The organism is Delftia sp. WSY_16, from assembly GCF_043104415.1.
Taxonomy (GTDB): Bacteria; Pseudomonadota; Gammaproteobacteria; order Burkholderiales; family Burkholderiaceae_C; genus Comamonas; species Comamonas tsuruhatensis.
Window position 1 is genome coordinate 557,998 of sequence record NZ_JBICKS010000019.1, and the last position, 21,870, is coordinate 579,867.

Annotated in this window: 20 protein-coding genes; 6 read left to right on the forward strand and 14 right to left on the reverse strand. The window is 67.3% G+C overall.

What is annotated here, in order from left to right; genetic code table 11:
* The first annotated feature begins 31 nt into the window (after positions 1-31).
* The 6 genes from ACF8O7_RS11945 to ACF8O7_RS11970 all read left to right on the forward strand — a co-directional run bounded on the left by ACF8O7_RS11945 (position 32) and on the right by ACF8O7_RS11970 (position 6,999).
* The gene (locus ACF8O7_RS11945) at positions 32-994 is read left to right on the forward strand and encodes an ABC transporter permease (RefSeq protein ID WP_126310889.1); all 963 of its coding nucleotides are present in this window, start codon (positions 32-34) and stop codon (positions 992-994) included.
* Positions 991-1,908: an ABC transporter permease gene (locus tag ACF8O7_RS11950; RefSeq protein WP_016445693.1), complete on the forward strand. Its 918-nt coding sequence runs from the start codon at positions 991-993 to the stop codon at positions 1,906-1,908. Before ACF8O7_RS11945 ends, ACF8O7_RS11950 begins: the two co-directional genes overlap by 4 nt.
* Positions 1,909-1,922: 14 nt before the next feature.
* Entirely contained in the window at positions 1,923-2,978 is a 1,056-nt protein-coding gene (locus ACF8O7_RS11955) for an ABC transporter ATP-binding protein (protein ID WP_392443406.1), read from the forward strand.
* Positions 2,975-3,817: an ATP-binding cassette domain-containing protein gene (locus ACF8O7_RS11960; protein WP_016445691.1), complete on the forward strand. Its 843-nt coding sequence runs from the start codon at positions 2,975-2,977 to the stop codon at positions 3,815-3,817. The genes ACF8O7_RS11955 and ACF8O7_RS11960 overlap by 4 nt, the downstream gene beginning before the upstream one ends.
* A 136-nt stretch (positions 3,818-3,953) precedes the next feature.
* Entirely contained in the window at positions 3,954-5,447 is a 1,494-nt protein-coding gene (locus ACF8O7_RS11965) for an ABC transporter substrate-binding protein (RefSeq protein ID WP_034364072.1), read from the forward strand.
* 100 nt (positions 5,448-5,547) lie between these two features.
* Complete coding sequence (locus ACF8O7_RS11970; protein WP_034364069.1) at positions 5,548-6,999, forward strand: amidase; 1,452 nt, start codon at positions 5,548-5,550, stop codon at positions 6,997-6,999.
* Here ACF8O7_RS11970 and ACF8O7_RS11975 read toward each other — a convergent pair.
* From ACF8O7_RS11975 to ACF8O7_RS12040, 14 genes are all read right to left on the reverse strand, one after another.
* Positions 6,986-7,999, reverse strand: coding sequence for a tripartite tricarboxylate transporter substrate binding protein (locus ACF8O7_RS11975; RefSeq protein WP_016445688.1), 1,014 nt, complete (start codon positions 7,997-7,999; stop codon positions 6,986-6,988). The two genes, ACF8O7_RS11970 and ACF8O7_RS11975, sit on opposite strands and share 14 nt — an antisense overlap.
* A 142-nt stretch (positions 8,000-8,141) precedes the next feature.
* On the reverse strand, positions 8,142-9,167 hold the full coding sequence (locus ACF8O7_RS11980; RefSeq protein WP_026062612.1) for an AraC family transcriptional regulator: 1,026 nt from the start codon (positions 9,165-9,167) through the stop codon (positions 8,142-8,144).
* A gap of 97 nt (positions 9,168-9,264) precedes the next feature.
* Positions 9,265-9,909, reverse strand: a complete 645-nt coding sequence (locus ACF8O7_RS11985; protein WP_016445686.1) for a LysE family translocator — start codon at positions 9,907-9,909, stop codon at positions 9,265-9,267.
* A gap of 42 nt (positions 9,910-9,951) precedes the next feature.
* Positions 9,952-10,806, reverse strand: coding sequence for a DUF429 domain-containing protein (locus ACF8O7_RS11990; protein WP_017406292.1), 855 nt, complete (start codon positions 10,804-10,806; stop codon positions 9,952-9,954).
* A gap of 14 nt (positions 10,807-10,820) precedes the next feature.
* Positions 10,821-11,702 (reverse strand): EamA family transporter, encoded by an 882-nt coding sequence (locus ACF8O7_RS11995; protein ID WP_017406293.1) that lies wholly within the window; start codon positions 11,700-11,702, stop codon positions 10,821-10,823.
* A gap of 105 nt (positions 11,703-11,807) precedes the next feature.
* The gene (gene folE / locus ACF8O7_RS12000; protein WP_016445683.1) at positions 11,808-12,530 is read right to left on the reverse strand and encodes a GTP cyclohydrolase I; all 723 of its coding nucleotides are present in this window, start codon (positions 12,528-12,530) and stop codon (positions 11,808-11,810) included.
* 129 nt (positions 12,531-12,659) lie between these two features.
* Entirely contained in the window at positions 12,660-13,430 is a 771-nt protein-coding gene (locus ACF8O7_RS12005) for an endonuclease/exonuclease/phosphatase family protein (RefSeq protein ID WP_016445682.1), read from the reverse strand.
* A gap of 27 nt (positions 13,431-13,457) precedes the next feature.
* On the reverse strand, positions 13,458-13,934 hold the full coding sequence (gene nudB, locus ACF8O7_RS12010; protein WP_047468134.1) for a dihydroneopterin triphosphate diphosphatase: 477 nt from the start codon (positions 13,932-13,934) through the stop codon (positions 13,458-13,460).
* Between the two features lie 8 nt (positions 13,935-13,942).
* Positions 13,943-14,758 carry a CsgG/HfaB family protein gene (locus ACF8O7_RS12015; RefSeq protein WP_126310894.1) on the reverse strand — a complete coding sequence of 272 codons (816 nt, stop codon included), beginning with the start codon at positions 14,756-14,758 and terminating at the stop codon, positions 13,943-13,945.
* A gap of 78 nt (positions 14,759-14,836) precedes the next feature.
* Positions 14,837-16,639 carry an aspartate--tRNA ligase gene (aspS, locus tag ACF8O7_RS12020; protein WP_016445679.1) on the reverse strand — a complete coding sequence of 601 codons (1,803 nt, stop codon included), beginning with the start codon at positions 16,637-16,639 and terminating at the stop codon, positions 14,837-14,839.
* A 41-nt stretch (positions 16,640-16,680) separates the two neighbouring features.
* Positions 16,681-17,304 (reverse strand): DUF502 domain-containing protein, encoded by a 624-nt coding sequence (locus ACF8O7_RS12025; protein ID WP_047326753.1) that lies wholly within the window; start codon positions 17,302-17,304, stop codon positions 16,681-16,683.
* Positions 17,305-17,320: 16 nt separating this feature from the next.
* Entirely contained in the window at positions 17,321-17,638 is a 318-nt protein-coding gene (locus ACF8O7_RS12030) for an FmdB family zinc ribbon protein (protein WP_016445677.1), read from the reverse strand.
* Positions 17,639-17,857: 219 nt separating this feature from the next.
* Positions 17,858-20,209, reverse strand: a complete 2,352-nt coding sequence (locus ACF8O7_RS12035) for a hypothetical protein (protein ID WP_227472462.1) — start codon at positions 20,207-20,209, stop codon at positions 17,858-17,860.
* Between the two features lie 176 nt (positions 20,210-20,385).
* Positions 20,386-21,834, reverse strand: coding sequence for a sodium:solute symporter family protein (locus ACF8O7_RS12040; protein WP_016445675.1), 1,449 nt, complete (start codon positions 21,832-21,834; stop codon positions 20,386-20,388).
* Between the last annotated feature and the right edge of the window lie 36 nt (positions 21,835-21,870).

Below are 21,870 nucleotides of genomic sequence, written 5' to 3' on the forward strand. Positions count from 1 at the left end.
CAGCCCAACACCGTGCCAAGGCCGACTGCCCATGAGCGTCTTCCTGCTCAAGCGCCTGCTGATGCTGGCAGCCACGCTGCTGGGCGCCTCGGCCGTGGTGTTCGGCGTGCTGGAGGTGCTGCCCGGCAATGCGGCCCAGACGCTGATGGGGCCCGATGCCGCCCCCGAGGCCGTGCAGGCGCTGGCCGAGCAGCTGGGACTGGACCAGCCAGCCTGGCAGCGCTACCTGCAGTGGCTGCAGGGGCTGCTGCATGGCGACATGGGACTGAGCTACGCCTACAGCACACCGGTCAGCGATCTGGTGCTGGAGCGCCTGGCAGTGACCGCCCCGCTGGCCGTGATGGCCATGCTCATCACCACCGTGCTGGCCCTGACAGCGGGCATCTATGCCGCCTCGTGCCACAACCGATGGGGCGACCTGGGCGTCATGGGCCTGGCGCAGATCGGCATTGCCATCCCCAATTTCTGGTTCGCCATCCTGCTGATCCTGGTGTTCTCGGTGAAGCTGCAATGGTTTTCCGCAGGCGGCTTTCCAGGCTGGAGCGAGGCCGATGGCGGCGGCGTCCTGCCCGCACTGCAGGCCCTGCTGCTGCCGGCGATCTCGCTGGCCGTGGTGCAGGCGGCCATCCTGGCGCGCATCACGCGCTCGGCCGTGCTGGAAGTGCTGCGCGAGGACTTCGTGCGCACGGCCCGCGCCAAGGGCCTGCCGCGCCGCGCCGTGCTCTGGGGCCACGTGCTGCGCAATGCCATGATTCCCGTGCTCACGGTCATGGGGCTGCAGTTTGCCCAGTTGCTGGCCGGCACCATCGTGGTGGAGAACGTGTTCTACCTGCCGGGCCTGGGCCGGCTGATCTTCCAGTCCATCGCCAACCGCGACCTCATCGTCGTGCGCAACTGCGTGCTGCTGCTGGCGGCCATGGTGGTGGTCATCAACTTCATCGTGGATGTGCTGTACGCAGCCATTGATCCACGCATCGAGGCCAGCGACATATGAGCCAGCCAGGCAACCCTGTTTCGCCGACCGCTGCGCCACCGGGCCATCGGCCCACGCGGGCGGTCACCCTCAGCAGGCCGGCCAGCCTGGGCCGGCGCATGCTGGGCCACCGCAGCTTCATGCTGGGTGCCATGCTGACCGCGCTGCTGCTGCTCACCGCGCTGCTGTCCTTGTGGTGGACGCCGGGCTCGGCCTACGACATGGACCTGGATGCCAAGCTGGCCGCACCCGGCAGCCTGCACTGGCTGGGCACCGATGCCTATGGGCGCGATGTGGCCTCGCTGCTGTTCCTGGGCGCGCGCAGTTCCATCCTGGTCGGCGTGATCGCCGTGGGCATCGGGCTGTCGATGGGCGTGGTGCTGGGACTGGTCGCCGCGGCCTGCCGGGGCTGGGTGGAAGAGGCCATCATGCGGCTGGCCGATTTCAGTTTCGCCTTTCCTGCGCTGCTATCGGCCATCATGCTCACGGCCGTGTTCGGCGCGGGCATCGTCAACGCCATCATTGCCATCGGCATCTTCAACATTCCCACCTTTGCGCGCATCACGCGGGCATCGGCCAAGGCGGTCTGGGCACGTGAATACGTGCTGGCTGCACGCGCCTGCGGCCATGGCCGCGCCAGCATCACCTGGCGCCATGTGCTGCCCAACATCCTGCCCGTGCTGGTGGTGCAGGCCACCATACAGTTCGCGCTGGCCATTCTGGCGGAAGCCGCCCTGTCCTATCTGGGCCTGGGCACGCAGCCGCCGCAGGCCTCCTGGGGCCGCATGCTCAGCGAGGCCCAGACCCTCATGTTCCAGGCCCCGCTGCTGGCCGTGTGGCCGGGCCTGGCCATTGCACTGTCCGTGCTCGGGCTCAACCTGCTGGGCGACGGGCTGCGCGATCTGCTCGACCCGCGCCTGTCGCGCCAGCGCTGAGGAAGACACGCGCCATGCCCCTGCTCGAAGTCTCCGGCCTCACCATCACCTTGCAGACCCCGCGCGGCCGCGCGCGTGCCGTGCAGAACCTGGAATTCATCCTGGAGCGCGGCGCCACGCTGGGCCTGATCGGCGAGTCGGGCTGCGGCAAGTCGCTGACCGCCCTGGCGCTGATGGGCCTGCTGCCGGAGCATGCGCAGGTGGACGGCAGCATCCGGCTCAACGGCCAGGAGCTGCTGGACATGGACGAGCGCGCGCTGTGCCGCCTGCGCGGCAACCGCATGGCCATGGTGTTTCAGGAGCCCATGACGGCCCTCAACCCCGTGCACGGCATCGGCCGCCAGGTGGCCGAGCCGCTGCGCCACCACCAGCGCCTGGGCCGCCAGGCCGCGCGCGAGCGCGCAGTGGCCCTGTTGGAGCGCGTGGGCATTGCCCGCGCAGCCCAGCGCTTTGATGACTATCCGCACCAGTTCTCGGGCGGCCAGCGCCAGCGCATCACCATCGCCATGGCCCTGGCCTGCGGGCCCGACCTGCTGATCGCCGACGAACCTACCACGGCGCTGGACGTGACCGTGCAGCAGCAAATTCTCGATCTGCTGCAGGAACTGGTGGCAGAGCACTCCATGGCCTTGCTGCTGATCTCGCACGATCTGGGAGTGATCGCGCAAAACGCGGAGCAGCTGCAGGTGATGTACGGCGGCACCGTGGTCGAAAGCGGCATGACCGAGGCCATCTTCGCGCGCCGCGCCCATCCCTACACGCGCGGCCTGTTCGCCGCCAGGCCGCAGCTGGAGCCTTCGGGACCAGGCCACCAGCCGCCGGCGCGGTTGCCCACCATTGCCGGCACCGTGCCCGAGCTGGTGGACCTGCCAGCCGGATGCGCCTTCGCGGGCCGCTGCAGCCATACCGAGCCCACCTGCCACAGCGAGCGCCCGCGCGCCCTGGTCCTGGAGCGCCCGCAGCGGCCCACGCCCACTGCCCTGCAGGCCTGGGCACAGCCGCATGTGGTGCGCTGCCTGCGCTCCGAGGCCATTGCGCCGGGCATGCATACGCAGGGCCGCAGCACATGACGGAGCACGACCGCCAGGCACCGGCCGCTGCCGATCCGCCCCTGCTGCAGGTGACGGACCTGGCCCGCAGCTACCGGCTGCCACGCCGCTCGTTGTGGCGCGCGCCGGAGCAGGTGCATGCGCTGCGCGGCGTGGATTTCACGCTGACGGCGGGGCGCAGCCTGGGCGTGGTGGGCGAGTCGGGCTCCGGCAAGTCCACGCTGGCACGCCTGGTCATGGCTCTGGACACGCCCAGCGCCGGCAGCGTGCAGCTGCTGGGCCAGGATCTGCACCGGCTCGGCAACCAGGCCCTGCGCATGGCGCGCCGCGATTTCCAGATGGTGTTCCAGGACCCCTACGGTTCGCTGGACCCGCGCATGACGGTGGAACACATCGTCTGCGAGCCCCTGACCGCCCAGCCTGCACCGCCCGAGCGCGCAGCCCGGCGCGACCTGGCCCGCGCCACGCTGGAGCAGGTCGGGCTGCGCGTGCAGGACCTGGACAAGTACCCGCATGAATTCTCGGGCGGCCAGCGCCAGCGCATCGCCATTGCACGCGCCCTGGTCACGCGGCCCCGCCTCATCGTGGCCGATGAGCCCGTGAGCGCCCTCGACGTCTCGGTGCAGGCCCAGGTACTGAACCTGCTGCGCGATCTGCAGCAGCAGCTGGGCCTGTCCTACCTGTTCATCAGCCACGACCTGGCCGTGGTCCAGCACCTGTGCGACGACGCCATCGTGCTGAGCGAAGGCCGCATCGTCGAGCGCGGGGCTCCGCAGCAACTGTTCCACGCCCCGCAGCATCCCTACACCCAGGCCCTGGTACGGGCCGTGCCACGCATCGCCCTGCAGCACCGCGCCTGAAAGCCGAAAGCTGACAACCACCGGAGCGGACCGGGCCCTCATGGCCACGCGCACGCGCGCCCTGGTGTAAAAACACTGCTGCAGGCCGCAGCCAGCGGCCCATGACCCATCTGCAAGAATTTCCGGAGACCTGTTCATGTTCAATCGCCGTTCCCTGCTGGCCAGCTCCGCTGCTGCCGGCCTGCCCCTGCTGATGCCCTGGCCTGCGCTGGCCCAGGGCCGCAAGGACAGTGTCACGCTGGCGATGACGCTGGAGCCGCCGGGGCTGGACCCCACGGCCGGTGCCGCATCGTCCATTGGCGAGATCGTGCTCTACAACCTGTTCGAGACGCTGACCAAGATCAATCCGGACGGCAGCGTCTCCCCGCTGCTGGCCGAAAGCTGGGAGGTCTCGCCCGACCTCAAGACCTACACCTTCCGCCTGCGCAAGGGTGTGAGTTTCCAGAACGGCGAGCCCTGCAACGCCCACAGCGTGAAGTACTCCTTCGACCGTGCGGGCGACGACAAGAGCACCAACAAGGACAAGCGCACCTTCGCCGCCCTGTCCACGCGCGTGGTGGATGACCACACGGTGGTCGTCACCAACAAGGACATCGACCCCGACTTCCTCTTCGTGCTGGGGCAGGCGACCTCCATCATCGTGGAGCCCAAGAGCGCTGCCACCAACGCCACGCGCCCCGTGGGCACGGGCCCCTACCAGCTGGGCAACTGGAACAAGGGCGCCTCGGTCACGCTCACGGCCTGGCCCCGGTACCGCACGGCCCCCGGCCTGCGCATTCGCCGTGCCACCTTCCGCTTCATCTCCGACCCCGCAGCCCAGGTGGCCGCACTGCTGGCCGGCGATGTCGACGCCTTCCCGCGCGTCACGCCGCGCAGCGTGGCCCAGTTCAAGGCCAACGGGCGCTTCCAGGTCGTGGTCAGCGGCTCGCGGGCCAAGACCATCCTGGCCATGAACAACGCGCGCAAGCCCTTGAACGATGCGCGGGTGCGCCGCGCCATCGCCGCCGCCATCGACCGCAAGGCCGTCATCGACGGCGCGGGCGACGGCTACGGCCTGCCCATTGGCAGCTACTACGTGCCCACGGCCTTCGGCTACGTGGACACCACGGGCATCAACCCCTTCGACGTGGAAAAGGCCAAGGCGCTGTTGGCCGAGGCCGGCGTCAAGACGCCGCTGGAGCTGACCATGACCCTGCCGCCCACGCCCTACGCGCGCCAGGGCGGCGAGGTGATTGCCGCGCAGCTGGCCAAGATCGGCATCCGCGCCAAGCTGCAGAACGTCGAATGGGCGCAGTGGCTGTCGGGCACCTACACCCTCAAGAACTACGACCTGACGCTGATCTCCCATGTCGAGCCCTTCGACCTGGGCAACTTCGCCAAGCCCGACTACTACTGGGGCTACCAGTCGTCCCAGTTCAACGAGCTGTACGACAAGATCAAGAACGCCTCGCGCCCCGCCGACCGCTCGCGCCTGCTGGGCGATGCGCAGCGCCTGCTGGCCCAGGATTGCGTGCATGCCTTCCTCTACACGCCGCAATGGGTCACCGTGGCCAACAAGAACCTGCGCGGACTGTGGAAGGACATGCCCGTCTTCGTCAACGATCTCTCCGCACTGTCCTGGGCCACCTGAACCGCGCACAGGCTGAGCCACAGGCGACAGGCGCGCCGGTGGCACCGGGCCACACTGCGCCAGATCTGCCGCAAGAACCGCCATCTTCGAGGAAGCCGCGATGACTGGAACGACACAGGCCCTGCACGACCTGCCCGCCCATGCGCTGCTGCGCGCCTACCGGGACCGCAGCCTCTCGCCCGTCGAGGTCATGCACGACCTGCTGGCCCATGTGCAGCGCTGGGAGCCGGCCCTGCACGCCACCTACCTGCTGCGCCCCGAGGCCGCCCTGGCCCGGGCCCGCGAGAGCGAGGCCCGCTGGCTGCGCGGCGAGCCGGCCGGCCTGCTCGACGGCGTTCCCGCCACGGTCAAGGACAACATCGCCACGCGCGGCGATCCCACGCCCGTGGGCACGGCCGCCATGCCGCAGGTCGCGGCCCCGCTGGATGCCCCACCCGCAGCGCGCCTGCGCGAGGCAGGCGCCATCCTTTTCGCCAAGACCACCATGCCCGACTACGGCATGCTGTCGTCCGGCCTGTCCTCGCTGCACGGCAACACCTTCAACCCCTGGGATCCGGACAAGACGCCGGGCGGCTCCAGCGCCGGTGCGGGCGCCGCTGCGGCGGCCGGCTACGGGCCGCTGCACGTGGGCACGGACATCGGCGGCTCCATCCGCCTGCCGGCGGGCTGGTGCGGCATCTTCGGCCTCAAGCCCAGCCTGGGCCGCGTGCCCATCGACCCGCCCTACACCGGCCGCTGCGCAGGTCCCATGACCCGCAGCGTGGCCGACGCCGCGCTGATGATGCAGGTGCTGTCCCTGCCCGATGCACGCGACAGCATGGGCCTGCCGCACCAGGAGATTGCATGGGACAGCTTCGACATGGACCCTGCCCAGGTGCGCGGCCTGCGCATAGGCCTGCTGCTGGATGCCGGCTGCGGCCTGCCCCTGCAGCCCCGCGTGCGCGCCGTGGTGGAGCAGGCTGCGGCCTGGCTGGAATCGGCCGGCGCGCACATCGAGCGCATCGAGCCCTGGCTCACCCGCGACATGCTCGACGGCCTCGACCATTTCTGGCGCATGCGATCACATGTGGAAATGCAGTCGCTGACGGACGCGCAGCGCCGCGTGATCCTGCCCTTCATCCGCGAATGGGCCGACAGTGCCGCGCCACTGACAGCCACGCAGCTGTTCGTGGCCAGCCAGCAGTCGCACCTTCTGCGCACGGCCACGGTGCGGGCCACGGCGGCCTACGACTACGTGCTGTCCCCCGTGGCGCCGATCACGGCCTTCCCGGCCCACCTGCCCAGCCCCACCAACGACCCGCTGCGGCCGCTGGAGCACATTGCCTTTACCGTGCCCTACAACATGTCCGAACAGCCCGCCGCATCCGTGCCCTGCGGGCATGACGGGCAGCTGCCCATAGGCGTGCAGATCGCAGGCCGCCGGTTCGACGACCTGGGCGTGCTCCGGCTCAGCCGGGTGCTGGAGCAGTTGCGCCCACCCCAGCCCGCCTGGCCACAGCCCGTTCAGTCGGGCCAGGACCGGGCGCAGACTGCATCGGCTACTCCAGCCTGATTCCCGCCTCCTTCACGATGCGCGCCCAGCGCGGCATGTCGCGCGCCATGACGGAGGCCAATTCCTCGGGCGTGCCGCCCACCGGGCGCAGGCCCATGGAGGCCAGGCGGCCGCTGAGTTCGGGCGTGGCCACGATGCGCCGCACCTCCGCCGAGAGCCGGTCCACGATGGGCCGGGGCGTTCCCGCCGCCACGAAGGTGGCGAACCAGCCATTGGCCTCGAAGCCGGCCAGGCCCAGCTCGGCAAACGTGGGCACCTCGGGCAGCGCCGGGTGGCGCTGCATGCCGGTGATGGCCAGGATGCGGATCTTGTCCGACTTCAGGTGCGCATTGGCCGAGGACACATCGATGAAGCCCGACGACAGCTGCCCGCCCAGCACGTCGTTGACCAGCGGCGCCGCGCCCTTGTAGGGAATCAGCGCCAGGTCCAGCCCGGCCCGGGCGCGCAGCAGCTCACCATGCATGTGCGAGGAGGTGCCGTTGCCGTAGTTGCCGTTGCTGTACTTGCCCGGATGGGCCTTGACCAGGGCGATGAACTCCTGCAGCGTCGTGGCCGGCACGTCGCGCGGCACCACGAACAGGTCCGAGGACAGGGCCACCTGCGATACGGGGGCAAAGTCCTTGAGCACGTCATAGGGCATCCTGGCGTACAGCGCAGGCGACTGGATCATGGCCGTGATCCCCAGCAGCAGCGTGTAGCCGTCTGGCGGCGACTTGGCCACCACGTCGCCGCCGATGATGCCGCTGGAGCCCGGCCGGTTCTCCACCACCACGGGCTGGCCCCAGGCCTGGCTCAGTTGCTGGGCAATGATGCGCCCGATGATGTCGGTGCCGCCGCCTGCCGGGTAGGGAATCACCATGCGCAGCGGCTTGGACGGGTAGGCACCGCCTGCCGGCTGTGCAAAGGCGATCGGCGATGCCGTTCCCAGGGCGGCACCCAGTGAGGCGCTGGCAGCGCATGCCAGCGCCGCCCGCAGGCAGCCGCGTCGGCTCGATTCCATGGCTTGTCTCCTTGTCCTTCGGTGCTCCGCCCTCGTTGGCGGGGCGGTGTGCCCTGCCGCAGTGGCAGGGTCCATGGACAGTGTGGCCACCAGGCCTTCAGCCACCAATCGCCGATCGTCTCAAAATGATTGGCAAAAAAGATCAGCGGCCGCGATGCTGGGCCTGCCGGTAGGCGCCCGGCGGCAGGCCGGTCCAGCCCTTGAAGGCGCGGTGGAAGGTGCTGGCCTCGGCAAACCCCACGCGCGCGGCGATATCGGCCAGCGTCAGCTCCGGCCGGTTCAGCAGCTCGATGGCCGCGTCGCGGCGCAGGTCGTCCTTGAGGGATTGGAAACCCAGGCCTTCGTCGCGCAGGCGGCGGCGCAGCGTCTGCGGCGTCATGGACAGCGCGGCGCCGACCTGCTCCAGCGAAGGCAGCTCGCCCGCCAGATCGCGGCGCAGCAGGCGGCGGATGCGCTCGCCCAGGCGCGTGCGGTCGCGGTAGCGGATGACCAGACCCATGGCCGCCTGGTCCAGGAATTCGGCCAGGCTCTCAGGGGTCTGCACCACGGGCAGCTCCAGCCAGCGCGCATCGAACTCCAACCCCGTGAAGTCGCGGTCGCGCTGCAGCGGCGCCAGGAACAGGCGCTGCGCCTCCGTGCCATACGGCATGCTGGCGCCGGCCGGCGCGCACACGCCCGTCAGCTCTATCCTGCGCGACACCAGCCACGACATGACGCCATAGCCCAGAAAGCAGAAGGACCGCTCGGCATAGGCCAGCGGCGCATCGCGCTCGCGCAGCGACACCATGGCGATGCGGGCCACGCCGTCCACGACCTGCAGCCGGGGCGCGAAGTCGCGCAGCACCAGGCGGTAGAAACGCAGCCCGGCCTGCAATGCCTCGCCCAGCGTGCGGCAGGGCAGCATGGTGCGGCAGGCCTGGGCAAAACTGCCCACGGGCAGCGGATGGCGGCACAGGCCCCACAGCTCGTCGCGGCAGACGCGGCGCAGCACGCGGATCAGCGCCGCGTACTGCGCCTGGGTCACGCGTGACAGCGGCGCATCCAGCAGGGCAGGCGCAATGCCGGCGCGGCGCAGGATGGCTGGCACATCCATGCCATTGCGCTGCACGCCCTGCACGATCTGCAAAACCTGGACGATGGCAATGGTGTGGGCCGTGGTCTGTGGCATGGGTTTGATGAGGACGCCGCTGCTCATGGCGCCAAGGGGCGTGAGCGAAAAAGCGTGGAGGGACTGTGCCACGGCCCCGCACTAGTGTGAACAGGCCCTAGCGCTGCACCAGCGCCAGCCGCACCGCCATGCCCAGGAACACCAGCCCGGCCACGCGGTTGAGCCAGTTCTGCGCACGCACGGATCGCTGCAGCAGCACGCCGAACCAGCCCGAGCAGCAGGCGATGGCACCGAACACCAGCAGCGCTGCCAGCATGAACACGCAGCCCAGCACCATCACCTGCGTGGCCACGCCGCCGCGCGCGGGGTCCGCGAACTGCGGCAGAAAGGCCAGGAAGAAGATCAGCACCTTGGGGTTGGTGAGGTTCATCACCACGCCACGCCCCACCCAGCGCAGCGCCCGTGCGGGGGTCAGCGGGTCGGCCGCGCCGGCCTGCGGCATCTCGCCCGGCCGGGCCACGGCGCGCAGCGCACCCCAGGCCAGCCAGGCCAGGTAGGCGGCGCCGCACAGCTTGATGGCGGTGAACAGCAGGGGCGACGCAGCCACCAGCGCCGCCAAACCCAGCGCAACCGCCGCCGTATGCACCACCAGCCCCAGGCACAGGCCCAGTACCACGCACAGGCCCACGCGCCAGCCGCGCTGGGCCGATTGCATGAGCACGAACAGGTTGTCAGGCCCCGGGCTCAGGCCCAGCAGCACGGCCACGCCGAAAAAGGCCAGCAAGGTTTCAAAGGTGGGCATCGCTTGTCTCTTCCCGATTCGAGTATTTCAGTGCGGCGCAGATCAGGCCTGGGCCGTGACGATCCAGCCTTCCAGCGGGTCCAGGTCGTGCGGCAGCCCGTAGAGCGCATCGCCCTGCGCATGGCGGGCCGCAGCCCAGGCGGCCTGCAGCATGCAGATTGCGGCGTCCAGCCGGTCTCCGCTGCCGTCCGCCAGCAACTGGTTGCGGGTTTCTTCGGCGTCGATACGCAGGCGCAACGCCAGCGGGTTGTCGCCGCGCTCCAGCGCCGCCAGCAATTGCACGCGCGCCTGATGGCGTTCGGGCGTTTGCCGTGCGGGTTCGTCGCTTTTGTAGCTGAGGCGGCCGATCACGGCGCGCGCCAGCATGCCCGGGTAGGCTTCCAGCGCCACGCGGCGCGCATCGCCTTTGCCGGGAGGCTGCAGGCCCGGCAGGTGCACGCCGGCCGCGCGCAGCAAGGGCAGCCCGGCATGCAGCATGTAGGCCACGGGCGGGTTCACCCATTTCATGGAAGGGCTGGCACCGGCAGGCCCGTCCGTGGCCCGGTGCGCGAACTTTCCGCCTGCAGGCCGCGCCGCGCAAAAGGCCTTGAACTGCTCGCGTATGGCCTGGCGCGTGAGGCCGGCATAGTGGTCCATGCAGGCCGCCCATTCCGTGGGCCAGCCCAGCTGCTCCACCAGTTCGCGCGGCAGGGCAAAAGGCAGGTCGAAACCGCCCACCCAGGCCGACTGCGCCGAATCGGCAGGCCGGGCCAGCCAGGCGGCCCATGCGTCCAGCGAGGCGAACTCCAGCAAATCCTGCAGGACCACCGTGTCGCCAGCCAGCAGGCGGCCCAGGGCCATGGTGATGGGCTTGCGCGCCGTAGGTCGGCTGCTGAAATCGCAGCCCAGTACCCGCATTGCCGCCATGGTGCTCAGCCCAGGCCCAGCGCCGTCACACCGACGGCAATGCACACGGCGCCCGCAATGCGTGCCAGGCGATCGCCTTCGCGCAGCATGTGCCCGCCGATCAGCGCCGCGAACAGCATGGAGACTTCGCGCGCAGGCGCCACGTGCGACATGGGCGCATCCTGCATGGCGTAGAGCACCAGCACGTAGGCGATGGGGCTGATCAGCGCCACCAGGGCCGCGAAGCGCCACTGCGCGCGCCACAGATGCCGGGCCGTGGGCAGGTCGCGCAGCACCACGGGCGCCAGCAGGAACACGCGCACGAAGTTGCCCATGTAGTCGATGAGGATGGGCGACATCAGCAGCAGCTTCACGCCATAGCCGTCCACCACGGTGTAGCTGGCGATGAAGGCGCCCGTCAGCAGGCCGTACCACAGGCCCATCCTGAGCCGTTCGCGGGCTTCGGGATCATGGCGCGCGCGCAGCAGGCCGGGGCCTCCCGCGATCAGGAAGACGCCGACCACCACGCCGGCAATGCCCAGCACGCCCAACGAGGAAATCCGCTCACCCAGAAAGAGGATGGCCACCATGGACGACAGCAGCGGCCCCGAGCCGCGCGCCAGCGGATAGACCACGGTGAGATCGGCGCTGCGGTAGCCGCGCAGCAAGGTCACGTAGTAGGCCACGTGCAGCAGGCCGCTGGCCAGCACCACCAGCCATTCGCTGCGCCCCCATGTCGGCACCACATCGCGCCCCACCCACCAGCCCAGCGGCGCCCAGATCACCATCATGATGACCGAGGTGAAGAAGGCAAAGCGCGAATCACCGCCCGCCTTCTTGGCCACGATGTTCCAGCCGGCATGGATGAGGCCGGCAATGATGATCAGGGCAAAGGCTTGCAGCGACATGGGCAGGTCCGGGGAAAGCGGGGCGGGGCGCGGGAAAGAAAAAAGGCCGCGCACTGCGCAGCCTGGGGTGTTGTGTGAGGCGTCCGGGGACGCCACCCCGGGGATTTACTTGCGGCTGGACACCAGCGAGAGGAACTCGCGGCGCAGTTCCGGGTTGGTGAGGAAGGCGCCGCGCATGACGGAGTTCAGCATCTTGCTGTCCATCTCGCGCACACCGCGCCAGGACATGCAAAAGTGCGAAGCCTCCATGACCACGGCCAGGCCGTCGGGGCGGGTCTTGTCGAGGATCAGGTCGGCCAACTGGATGATGGCCTCTTCCTGGATCTGGGGACGGCCCATGATCCAGTCCACCAGCCGCGCGTACTTCGACAGGCCGATGACATTGGTGTTCTTGTTGGGCAGCACGCCGATCCAGATCTTGCCGATCACCGGGCACAGATGGTGGCTGCAGGCGCTGCGCACCGTGATCGGGCCGACGATCATCAGCTCGTTGAGGTGCTCGGCGTTGGGAAATTCGGTGATGGCGGGCTGCGCCACGTAGCGGCCCCGGAACACCTCGTTGACATACATCTTGGCCACGCGGCGCGCCGTGGCGCGCGTGTTGTGGTCGTGCGTGGTGTCGATGACCATGCTGTCGAGCACGCCCTGCATCTTTTCCTGGACTTCGTCGAGCAGCTGCTCGAGTTCACCGGGCTCGATGAATTCGGAGATGTTGTCGTTCGCATGAAAGCGCTTTTGCGCCTGCTTCAGTCGTTCGCGGATCTTGACCGAGACGGGGGTGCCTTCGGCCTGGCTGTCTTGTTTCATGTCGACGAGTTCTCTGAACATGGCTGGCATGGTAACAGCGAAACCCGCAGCATGGCACGCAAGGGATTTTCCACCCAAACGCAGGTTCTGCCCGCCCCGAAAGCTATCAATTCAATAGCAAAAGAGTGGCGTGTGTCAGAGCGGCCAGGGCTAGAGGCGGAATTCCGCAATCAGCGGCAGATGGTCCGACATGCGCCACCAGATGCGCCCCTTGGGCACATGCAGGCCCAGCGGCGTGAGGCCGCGCACATAGACATGGTCCAGCTGGGCCAGCGGCAGGCGCGAGGGATAGGTGGGCACGCTGGGCAATTCGTCGTATTCGTACAGGCCGAAACCGCCGAGCATGCGCTTGATCTGGCCACCCCAGTCGTTGAAGTCGCCAGCCACCACCACGGGCGCGCCGGGCGGCACCTCTCGCTCGATGAAGCGCTTGAGCTGGGAGACCTGGCGCACGCGGCTGCCGGGGATCAGCCCCAGGTGCACCACGATGGTGTGCACGCGCCGGTTCTGCACTTCCACCTCCACATGCAGCAGGCCACGCTGCTCGAAGCGGTGGTCGGAGATGTCCTCGTGCTGGTGACCCACCACGGGCCAGCGGGTCAGCAGCGCGTTGCCGTGCTCGCCGTGGCGGGTGTAGGCGTTGGTGCGGTAGACGGCCTCATAGCCCAGGGGAGCCAGATACTCCGCCTGCGAGACCTGGGGCCAACGCTCGAAGTACGCGGCCTCCTTATGGTTCATCTTGCGCACTTCCTGCAGGCAGACGATGTCGGCATCGAGCTGCTCCACGGCGTGGCCCAGGTTGTGGATTTCAAGGCGGCGCGCGGGCCCCATGCCCTGCACGCCCTTGTGGATGTTGTAGGTCGCGACGCGCAGTATCGACGGGCCGGGGTCCACCTGATGGGAATTCGCGTTTTCAGTCATGGCGGTTCGGGAACGCAGGTGAGGGGTTCAGTCCGGCTTCGTTGGGGAAAAACGTGGAAGCAGCAAGATGGCCTCCGCATTGGACGGTGAATAGCAGCGCTGGGCAGCCTCACGCCAATGATGCCAAGCAGATGCGGTATGTTCCCTCGGATTCAAGAACACAGGGGTGTAGGACGGAATCCGCAGCCCGAAAACCCTCTCGCGGTTGTGCCATACACCGGGCGCATAGCGGTGCTGCCAGGCAGGGTAGATGGTGTAGATGTTCTCCAGCGCCCAGTCCTGCAGCAGGCAGCCGGGCGCCTCGGCATCGATGCCGGTTTCTTCCCGCACCTCGCGCACCGCGGTCTCGCGCCAGGACTCGCCCTCATGGTCCTTGCTGCCCGTCACCGACTGCCAGAACTCCCCGCCCTCAGGCGCCGGTGCCGTGCGACGCATCAGCAGCACCTGCCCGTCATCACGGTGGATGACGACCAGCACCGACTCGGGGATCTTGTGGCCGGCCATGGCTGGCCTCAGCTCCTGCCCTGCCCGGCCTTGGTGGCCACCGGCGGTGGCAGCTCCTTGGCCTGCAGCGCGCGCACCTGGAAGACCAGCTGGTTGTGCGCATCCAGAAAGGCAGCGGCGATGACCTTGCCCTCGTTGGTATTGCTCCAGCCCGCGCCCGCAGCGCCCAGGCGGCCCAGCACCATGCCGCCCACGCCCAGATCGGTGGTGCGGGCTGCACCCGTGGCAGCGGCCACCTGCTCGGTGGTTTCGTTGTCCGACAGCAGCAGCGCGGTCTGCGCCTCCTTGAACTTGACCTGCTCGACCAGGCCGGCCAGCCCTGCAATGTCTCGCAGCACCGGGATCATGGCGACCACGCCGGCCAGCCCGCGGCCCGCGTCCTGCTCGCTGAAGGTCAGGCTGGGCGTCAGCGTGTACTGGGCCTCGTAGCCCCGGCCCTTGCGCACCGTGGAGTTCTCGCGCAGCACGCCGGAATTCTTCAGGTCCTGCTCCTGCACCGTGCCGCGCAGGCCCGCTCCCCGGTCCACCACGCGAAAGCACCCGCTTTGCTGGGCCAGCAGCTTGACCAGCGGAACGGGCGAGGCCGGCAGCTGATAGCCCGAGCTCATGACGTAGCCGTTGGGATTCTCGGCCAGGGCCAGCGTGGCCACGGGCGCATCGCAGCGCACGAGTTCGCGCGACCCGTTGTTCGCCCCCAGCGGCCCGGCAGAGCCCGTGATCTCCGAACCGCCCTGCCCCAGCTCGGTCTTCTTCTCGCCGCAACCGGACAGACCCAGCCCTGCCGACACCGCCAGCGCCACCGATGCAATGCCTTGAAAACGCATGAAAGCTCTCCGCAAAAAGAAAAACGGCAGAAGCTGTGCCAGCTTCTGCCGTCCGTATCAAGCCGCCAGGCCCGGTCCTCAGCCCTGGGTGGCCGCCAGCGGGTTGCGCAGGCGGATGTGCAGCTCGCGCAGCTGCTTTTCGTCCACGGGCGAAGGTGCCTGCGTCAGCAGGTCCTGGGCGCGCTGGGTCTTGGGGAAGGCGATCACGTCACGGATGGAGTCGGCGCCCGTCATCAGCGTGATCAGGCGGTCCAGGCCGAAGGCCAGGCCGCCGTGCGGGGGGGCGCCGTACTGCAGCGCGTCCAGCAGGTAGCCGAACTTGGCGCGTGCGTCTTCGGGCGAGATCTTGAGCGCGTCAAACACCTTGCTCTGCACGTCGGCGCGGTGGATACGCACCGAGCCGCCGCCCAGCTCCCAGCCGTTCAGGACCATGTCGTAGGCCTTGGCCAGGCAGTTGCCCGGATCGGTGACCATGAGTTCCTCGTGGCCATCCTTGGGCGAGGTGAACGGGTGGTGCACGGCCGCCCAGCGGTCGTTTTCCTCGTCGTGCTCGAACATGGGGAAGTCCACCACCCACAGCGGCGCCCAGCGGTCCTCGAACAGGCCGTTGGCCTTGCCGAAGTCGCTGTGGCCCACCTTCAGGCGCAGCGCGCCGATGGAGTCGTTGACGATCTTTTCCTTGTCGGCGCCGAAGAAGATGAGGTCGCCGTCCTGTGCACCCGTGCGCTTGAGGATTTCGGCAAGGGCTGCGTCATGCAGGTTCTTGACGATGGGCGACTGCAGGCCATCGCGGCCCTTGGCCACTTCGTTGACCTTGATCCAGGCCAGGCCCTTGGCGCCGTAGATCTTGACGAATTCGGTGTACTGGTCGATCTCGCCGCGCGAGATCTGCGAGCCACCCGGCACGCGCAGTGCCACCACGCGGCCGCCCTTGGTCGTGGCGGGCGTGGAGAACACCTTGAAGTCCACGTCCTTCATGACCTCGGTCAGTTCGGTGAACTCGAGCTTGACGCGCAGGTCGGGCTTGTCCGAGCCGAAGCGGAAGGCCGCTTCCTGGTACGTCATCATCGGGAACTCGCCCAGATCCACGTTCAGCTGGGTCTTGAAGACCTCGGTGATCATGCGCTGGAAGATGGCGCGGATTTCCTCTTCGCCCAGGAACGAGGTCTCGCAGTCGATCTGCGTGAACTCGGGCTGGCGGTCGGCGCGCAGGTCTTCGTCGCGGAAGCACTTGGTGATCTGGTAGTAGCGGTCGTAGCCGGCCACCATCAGCATCTGCTTGTACAGCTGGGGCGACTGCGGAAGGGCGAAGAACTCGCCGTCGTGCACGCGGCTGGGCACCAGGTAGTCGCGCGCGCCTTCGGGCGTGCTCTTGCCCAGCATGGGCGTTTCGATATCGATGAAGCCTTCCTTGTCCAGGAAGTTGCGCACCTGGATGGCCGTGCGGTAGCGCAGCATCATGTTGCGCTGCATGTAGGGGCGGCGCAGGTCCAGCACGCGGTTGGTCAGGCGCACGGTCTCGGACAGGTTCTCGTCGTCCAGCTGGAACGGCGGGGTGACCGAGGCGTTGAGCACGTTCAGCTCATGGCACAGCACTTCGATCTGGCCGCTCTTGAGCTTGTCGTTGGTCGTGCCTTCGGGACGTGCGCGCACCAGGCCCTTGACCTGCACGCAGAACTCGTTGCGCAGGCCTTCGGCGGTCTTGAACATCTCGGCACGATCAGGATCGCAGACCACCTGCACATAGCCTTCGCGGTCGCGCAGGTCGATGAAGATCACACCGCCATGGTCGCGGCGACGGTTCACCCAGCCGCACAGGGTAACGGTTTCGCCCATCAGGGCTTCGGTCACGAGACCGCAGTAGTGGGAGCGCATGGCCATGATGAAAAGCTTCCTGCGCCCGGCAAGGGCGCGACAGTTTGTTATTTGGGTTCCGCGGGCACTGCGAGATCCGGTGGAGTCACCACGCCCATGGAAACAATGTACTTGAGCGCGGCATCCACGCTCATTTCCAGTTCGATGCAATCGCTCTTGCGAACGATGACGAAATAGCCGCCCGTCGGGTTGGGCGTGGTCGGCACGAAGACGCTCAGGTATTCGTCGCGCAGGTAGGCGGCAACCTCCCCGCTGGGCGAGCCAGTGACGAAAGCCACGGTCCAGACGCCTTCACGAGGCCACTGCACCAGCACGGCGGTGCGAAACGCATTGCCGCTGTCCGAGAACACGGTATCGGACACCTGCTTGACGCTGGAATAGATGGAGCGCACCACAGGAATGCGGCTGACCACCGCATCGCCCCAGGACACGAGCTTGCGGCCGATGAAGTTGCTGGCCGCCGCACCGACCACGAGCAGGATCAGCAGCGTCAGCACGACACCGAAGCCGGGGATATGGAAGCCCAGCAACCGATCCGGATGCCAGGCCTCGGGCAGGATGGCCAGCGTCTGGTCGAGCGTGCCGATGATCCAGTTGAGCACGCCCAGCGTGATCACCAGCGGAACGATCACCAGCAGGCCGGCGAACAGCCATTTGCGCAGAGCGGACATGAAATGCAAGCCTTGATCAATGGGCCGTTGCGGGCGCGGAGGCAGATGCAGGGGCCGCAGCGGGCGCGGACGCAGTTGCCGCTGGTGCGGCAGAAGTATCCGAGGCAGGAGCATCGGCTGCGGGAGCCGGTGCGGCGGCGCTCTTGCCACCGCTGTTCTTGAAGTCGGTCGCATACCAGCCCGAGCCCTTGAGCTGGAAGCCGGCAGCTGTCAGCTGCTTGGAGAAGGTCTCGGCCCCGCAGGCCGGACAGGTCGTCAGCGGGGCATCCGAGATTTTCCGCAGCACGTCCTTGGCATGACCGCAGGAGCCACACTTGTATGCATAAATAGGCATGGCGCTAATGCTAATACGAGGGAAGATGCAAAACTTTCGATTATAGGCATCCGTCCGATACTGCGGCTGTCTCAAGCCGAATGGCCCAGGCGGGGCAGGCCACAAGGCGCGCGTACAGGGCCGGCAACTGGTGGCCTCCAATGAGAAATGCCAGTCGCGGAGACTGGCATTCCATCAGGCCCGACCGCCCCCGCTGCCGGGGGCTTGCCGCATCCGTGCTCAGCGCCGTACCCGGCCTCGCTGCGTTCCCAGGCCCGCCAGCATGACGGCCAGGCCCATCAGCACCAGGGCAGGCACCCCGGTGGCGGGGACCGGCTCCGGCGCCAACGCGGCAGCAACCACCAACTCCTGGTCACGCGAATTGTTGACCGGCTCCGGGTCCGTGGTTCCACTGACCGCCGTCACGGTGGCTGTGAGGCTGCCCTGCGTGGTGGGCGTGAAGCTCACCGTGCAGGCAATGCTTGCGCCAGAGGCCAGCGGCGTGCCTGTCGGCACCGCAGGCGTGCATGAGGTGCTGGCATCTGCCGGCAGCCCTGCGATGGAACAATTGGCAAAGGCCGCCGCATTGGGGCCGGCATTCGTGCAGACGAAAGAGCCCTTCACGGGAACACCCACGTTGGCGGTGGCCGGCAGCGTGACGCTGGTGGCCTGCATGTCGGCCCGCTCCACGGGGTTGAAGGGGTGGGCCTTGGTGTTGTTGGCCGGCACCGGATCCACCGTGCTACTGCTCGCCGTCACCAAGGCCGCGATGGTGCCCGTTGTGGTGGGCGTGAACTGCACCGTGCAGGCAATGCTGCCGCCCGATGCCAATGGCGAGGCCGTGGGAACGCTGGGTGTGCAGGACGTGGTCGCCCCGGCGGGCAGGCCGGAGATCACGCACGAGGCCGCCGAGGCCTCACTGGGGCCGGCATTGGTGCAGCTGAAGCTGCCGGACACCGGCGCGCCCACCGTCATGGTCGCGGGAAGCGTGATGGCGCTGGCCTGCATGTCGGCCCGCTCCCCGACGCTGTAGGAGCGCGAGGTCGTATTGTTGGCAGGCGTCGGATCCGGCGTGCCGCTGCCGGCGGTGACCAGGGCCGTGAATATTCCGCCCGCTGTGGGTGTGAAGGCCACCGTGCAGTCAATGACGGAGCCCGAAGCCAGCGGCGATCCTGTAGGAACGCTGGGTGTGCAGGACGTGGTCGCCCCGGCGGGCAGGCCGGAGATCACGCACGAGGCCGCCGTGGCCTCACTGGGGCCGGCATTGGTGCAGCTGAAGCTGCCGGACACCGGCGCGCCCACCGTCATGGTCGTGGGAAGCGTGATGGAGGTGGCCTGCATGTCGGCCGTTGGCTCAACCGCCAGCACAACCAGTGTGGCCGGCTGGTTCAGGCCGATCAGGGAGAGGTTGGAAGGACCGTTGGTGAAGCTGCCTGTCGCGGTCGGACGCACGTCGAGGCTCACCTCGCAAAAGGCGGCGCCCTGGGCCAGGTCTCCGTTGGACACGGTCACGGTACTGCCACCTGCTGCTGCCTGCACGTTCGTGCCGGGGCAGGTGGTGCTGGCATTGCCCTCGACAACCAGTCCTGCAGGCAGGTTGTCGGTAAACGACCAGCCTTGCTTGCGCAGCAGATCGGTCGTATTGGTGATGGTCATGGTCAACCGGGAGACCTGCCCGAGTTGGATGCTGGCAGGCGAGAAGGCCTTGTCCAACTGCGGCGTCACGTCGATGATCTGCGCGTTGTCGATCGACGAATCGTTGCCCATGGAGCTGGTCTGTTCATTGCGGAGAACAAACCCGACAGAGTTCCCGCTGAAGAGCAGGGCTCCGGGAGAGGTAACTGTCTGGGCCTTGGCCGTTTGGATGATCCCAATACCGATAGGTATCGTATTGAACGACACACCATCCACGCATGGGTCGACAGCGTTCATGGAGATGGGCAGTTCCGCATTAGCGTCATTGACAAGAGAAAAACGCAGCAACGGAGCGACGAATCCTGACGAGCAGAAGTTCGCCACCACATCGGCACGGGCCGTGAGGAACCTGCTGTCGGAACTTTGCGGAATATTGGCCTTGGTGCGAAAGGCAATTGCGCCAGCAGGATAGGTCCCATTCGCTGTAAGCATCGCCATGACGTGATTTTTGACCGCATCCGCCGCACTCTGGCCCTGATAGCGCCCTGCGACCTCCGCCATCTGCTGCAGGCTGTTCCAATTGCCTTGTGAACCGCAGGCCGCACTCATCGTCGCCGAAGTTGGATCCTGGTTGAAGGACGTGACTATGCCATTGCACTGGTTGGCACTCATCTGGTACAGCGAGTCGGCGGTATACATCTGCCCCGCAGGGGCCGCGCCCTGGTAGGCCAGCAGATCCCGCCCCTCCGTGGCGATGGGGGGTGTCTGCGGGTTTTCGAAATCCTCGCTCCAGACGATGACCGGCGCGACCGGGATCCTCGGTGCAGCCATTGCCACCTGGCCGCACAGGGCTGGCACAAGCAAGGCGCCTCCAAGCCCTCCCCATCGCAATCGGACGCCGGCAGCAGTCCGCAGCCTCAGCCGGCAAGTCTTCGCAATCAGTTCCAGTGTTCTCATGACAGTGCTTCCTCCCAAGCGTTTGATTTCGGAGGTCCGCCGTACTGTCAGGATCTGTGCTTCATACCGCACATGTCAGCATCTTGGGACCTCCATGATCCCAAGCGCCAACTTTATAGAAAATAACTATCGATAATTGTGATCAATTGTTTTCCAGGTCACATTCAGGCATGCGTTTACCTTTCGGGCCTGAACTCAAGAATGTCTGCGCTGCGATTGGCCAGCCACTGGGGTGCCAGTGACCCGGCCAACATCCCCGTCACAGCCGCCAGCAGTCCCGCCAATTGCTGCGGAAATGCCTCGTGCAAAGCCGGCGTGGCCATGAAGACCACCCACACGCCAATGCCCAGTGCCACGGCGCAAATGGCGCCCTGCGTGGTGGCGCGCTTCCAGTACAGCCCGAAGACCAGGGGTACGAAGGCACCGACCAGCGGTACCTGGTAGGCGCTGGAGACCAACTCATAGATGGGCGTTCCTTCCATCTTGATCGAGTAGGCCAGCACGCAGATGCTGAAGACGAGCACGCTGATGCGCATGGCCAGCAGCATTTCCCGGTCGCTGGCCTGGGTGCGGAACTGGCGCCAGATGTTCTCGGTGAAAGTCACGCTGGGTGCCAGCAACGTGGCCGAGGCACAGGACTTGATGGCCGACAGCAGCGCGCCGAAGAACAGCACCTGCATGACGAAGGGCATCTTGTCCATGACCAGGGTGGGCAACACCTTCTGCGGGTCCTGCCCGAGCAGTTCCGCCGCCTCCTGCGGCATGATGATCAGCGCGCTGGTCACCAGGAACATGGGCACGAAGGCAAAGAAGATATAGGCCGTGCCGCCGATGACGGTACCGCGCGTGGCGGCCTTTTCGCTGTTGGCCGACATCACGCGCTGGAACACGTCCTGCTGGGGGATGGAGCCCAGCATCATGGTGATGGCCGCGCCAAAGAAGAAGAGGATGTCATGCCAGCTGGGTTCGGGCCAGAACTGGAACAGGTCGCGGCTCACGGCCAGGTCGATGACCTTGTCGGCACCACCGGCCATGTCGCCCGCAAACCAGGCCAGTACCACGAGTCCGACCACGAGGATGATCATCTGCAGGAAATCGGTCACGGCCACCGACCACATGCCGCCGAACAGCGTGTAGGCCAGGATGGACACCACGCCGATGGCCATGCCCACGGGAATGCTGACCGTGCCGCCCGACAGCAGGTTGAAAACCAGGCCCAGCGCCGTGACCTGGGCCGAGACCCAGCCCAGGTAGCTGAGCATGATGATCAGCGAGCAGACGATCTCGATGGAGCGCCCATAGCGGTGGCGGTAGTAGTCGCTGATGGTCAGCAGCGTCATGCGGTAGAGCTTGCCCGCGAAGAACAGGCCCACCAGGATCAGGCACATGCCCGCGCCGAACGGGTCCTCGACCACGCCGCGCAGGCCGCCCTCGATGAACTTGGCGGGCACGCCCAGCACGATCTCCGAGCCGAACCACGTGGCAAACGTGGTGGTGATGATCATGTACATGGGCAGATGGCGCCCGGCAATTGCAAAGTCGGCCGTGTTCTTGACCCGCCTGGCCGCCCACAGGCCAATGGCTATGGTCACGAACAGGTAGGCGATCACCATTGAGAGCAGCACGCTGGCACTCCTGATTCAAAGTGGGAAAAGTCAGAG

Coding starts and splice junctions, on each gene's coding strand:
- ACF8O7_RS11945 (WP_126310889.1), top strand. CDS start 32: ATGAGCGTCTTCCTGCTCAAGCGCCTGCTGATGCTGGCAGCCACGCTG.
- ACF8O7_RS11955 (WP_392443406.1), top strand. CDS start 1,923: ATGCCCCTGCTCGAAGTCTCCGGCCTCACCATCACCTTGCAGACCCCG.
- aspS (WP_016445679.1), bottom strand. CDS start 16,639: ATGGCCATGCGCTCCCACTACTGCGGTCTCGTGACCGAAGCCCTGATG.
- ACF8O7_RS11995 (WP_017406293.1), bottom strand. CDS start 11,702: ATGTCGCTGCAAGCCTTTGCCCTGATCATCATTGCCGGCCTCATCCAT.
- ACF8O7_RS11965 (WP_034364072.1), top strand. CDS start 3,954: ATGTTCAATCGCCGTTCCCTGCTGGCCAGCTCCGCTGCTGCCGGCCTG.
- folE (WP_016445683.1), bottom strand. CDS start 12,530: ATGTTCAGAGAACTCGTCGACATGAAACAAGACAGCCAGGCCGAAGGC.
- ACF8O7_RS11970 (WP_034364069.1), top strand. CDS start 5,548: ATGACTGGAACGACACAGGCCCTGCACGACCTGCCCGCCCATGCGCTG.
- ACF8O7_RS11980 (WP_026062612.1), bottom strand. CDS start 9,167: ATGCCACAGACCACGGCCCACACCATTGCCATCGTCCAGGTTTTGCAG.
- nudB (WP_047468134.1), bottom strand. CDS start 13,934: ATGGCCGGCCACAAGATCCCCGAGTCGGTGCTGGTCGTCATCCACCGT.
- ACF8O7_RS11985 (WP_016445686.1), bottom strand. CDS start 9,909: ATGCCCACCTTTGAAACCTTGCTGGCCTTTTTCGGCGTGGCCGTGCTG.
- ACF8O7_RS12005 (WP_016445682.1), bottom strand. CDS start 13,430: ATGACTGAAAACGCGAATTCCCATCAGGTGGACCCCGGCCCGTCGATA.
- ACF8O7_RS12035 (WP_227472462.1), bottom strand. CDS start 20,209: ATGAGAACACTGGAACTGATTGCGAAGACTTGCCGGCTGAGGCTGCGG.
- ACF8O7_RS11960 (WP_016445691.1), top strand. CDS start 2,975: ATGACGGAGCACGACCGCCAGGCACCGGCCGCTGCCGATCCGCCCCTG.
- ACF8O7_RS11990 (WP_017406292.1), bottom strand. CDS start 10,806: ATGCGGGTACTGGGCTGCGATTTCAGCAGCCGACCTACGGCGCGCAAG.
- ACF8O7_RS12025 (WP_047326753.1), bottom strand. CDS start 17,304: ATGTCCGCTCTGCGCAAATGGCTGTTCGCCGGCCTGCTGGTGATCGTT.
- ACF8O7_RS11975 (WP_016445688.1), bottom strand. CDS start 7,999: ATGGAATCGAGCCGACGCGGCTGCCTGCGGGCGGCGCTGGCATGCGCT.
- ACF8O7_RS12015 (WP_126310894.1), bottom strand. CDS start 14,758: ATGCGTTTTCAAGGCATTGCATCGGTGGCGCTGGCGGTGTCGGCAGGG.
- ACF8O7_RS11950 (WP_016445693.1), top strand. CDS start 991: ATGAGCCAGCCAGGCAACCCTGTTTCGCCGACCGCTGCGCCACCGGGC.
- ACF8O7_RS12030 (WP_016445677.1), bottom strand. CDS start 17,638: ATGCCTATTTATGCATACAAGTGTGGCTCCTGCGGTCATGCCAAGGAC.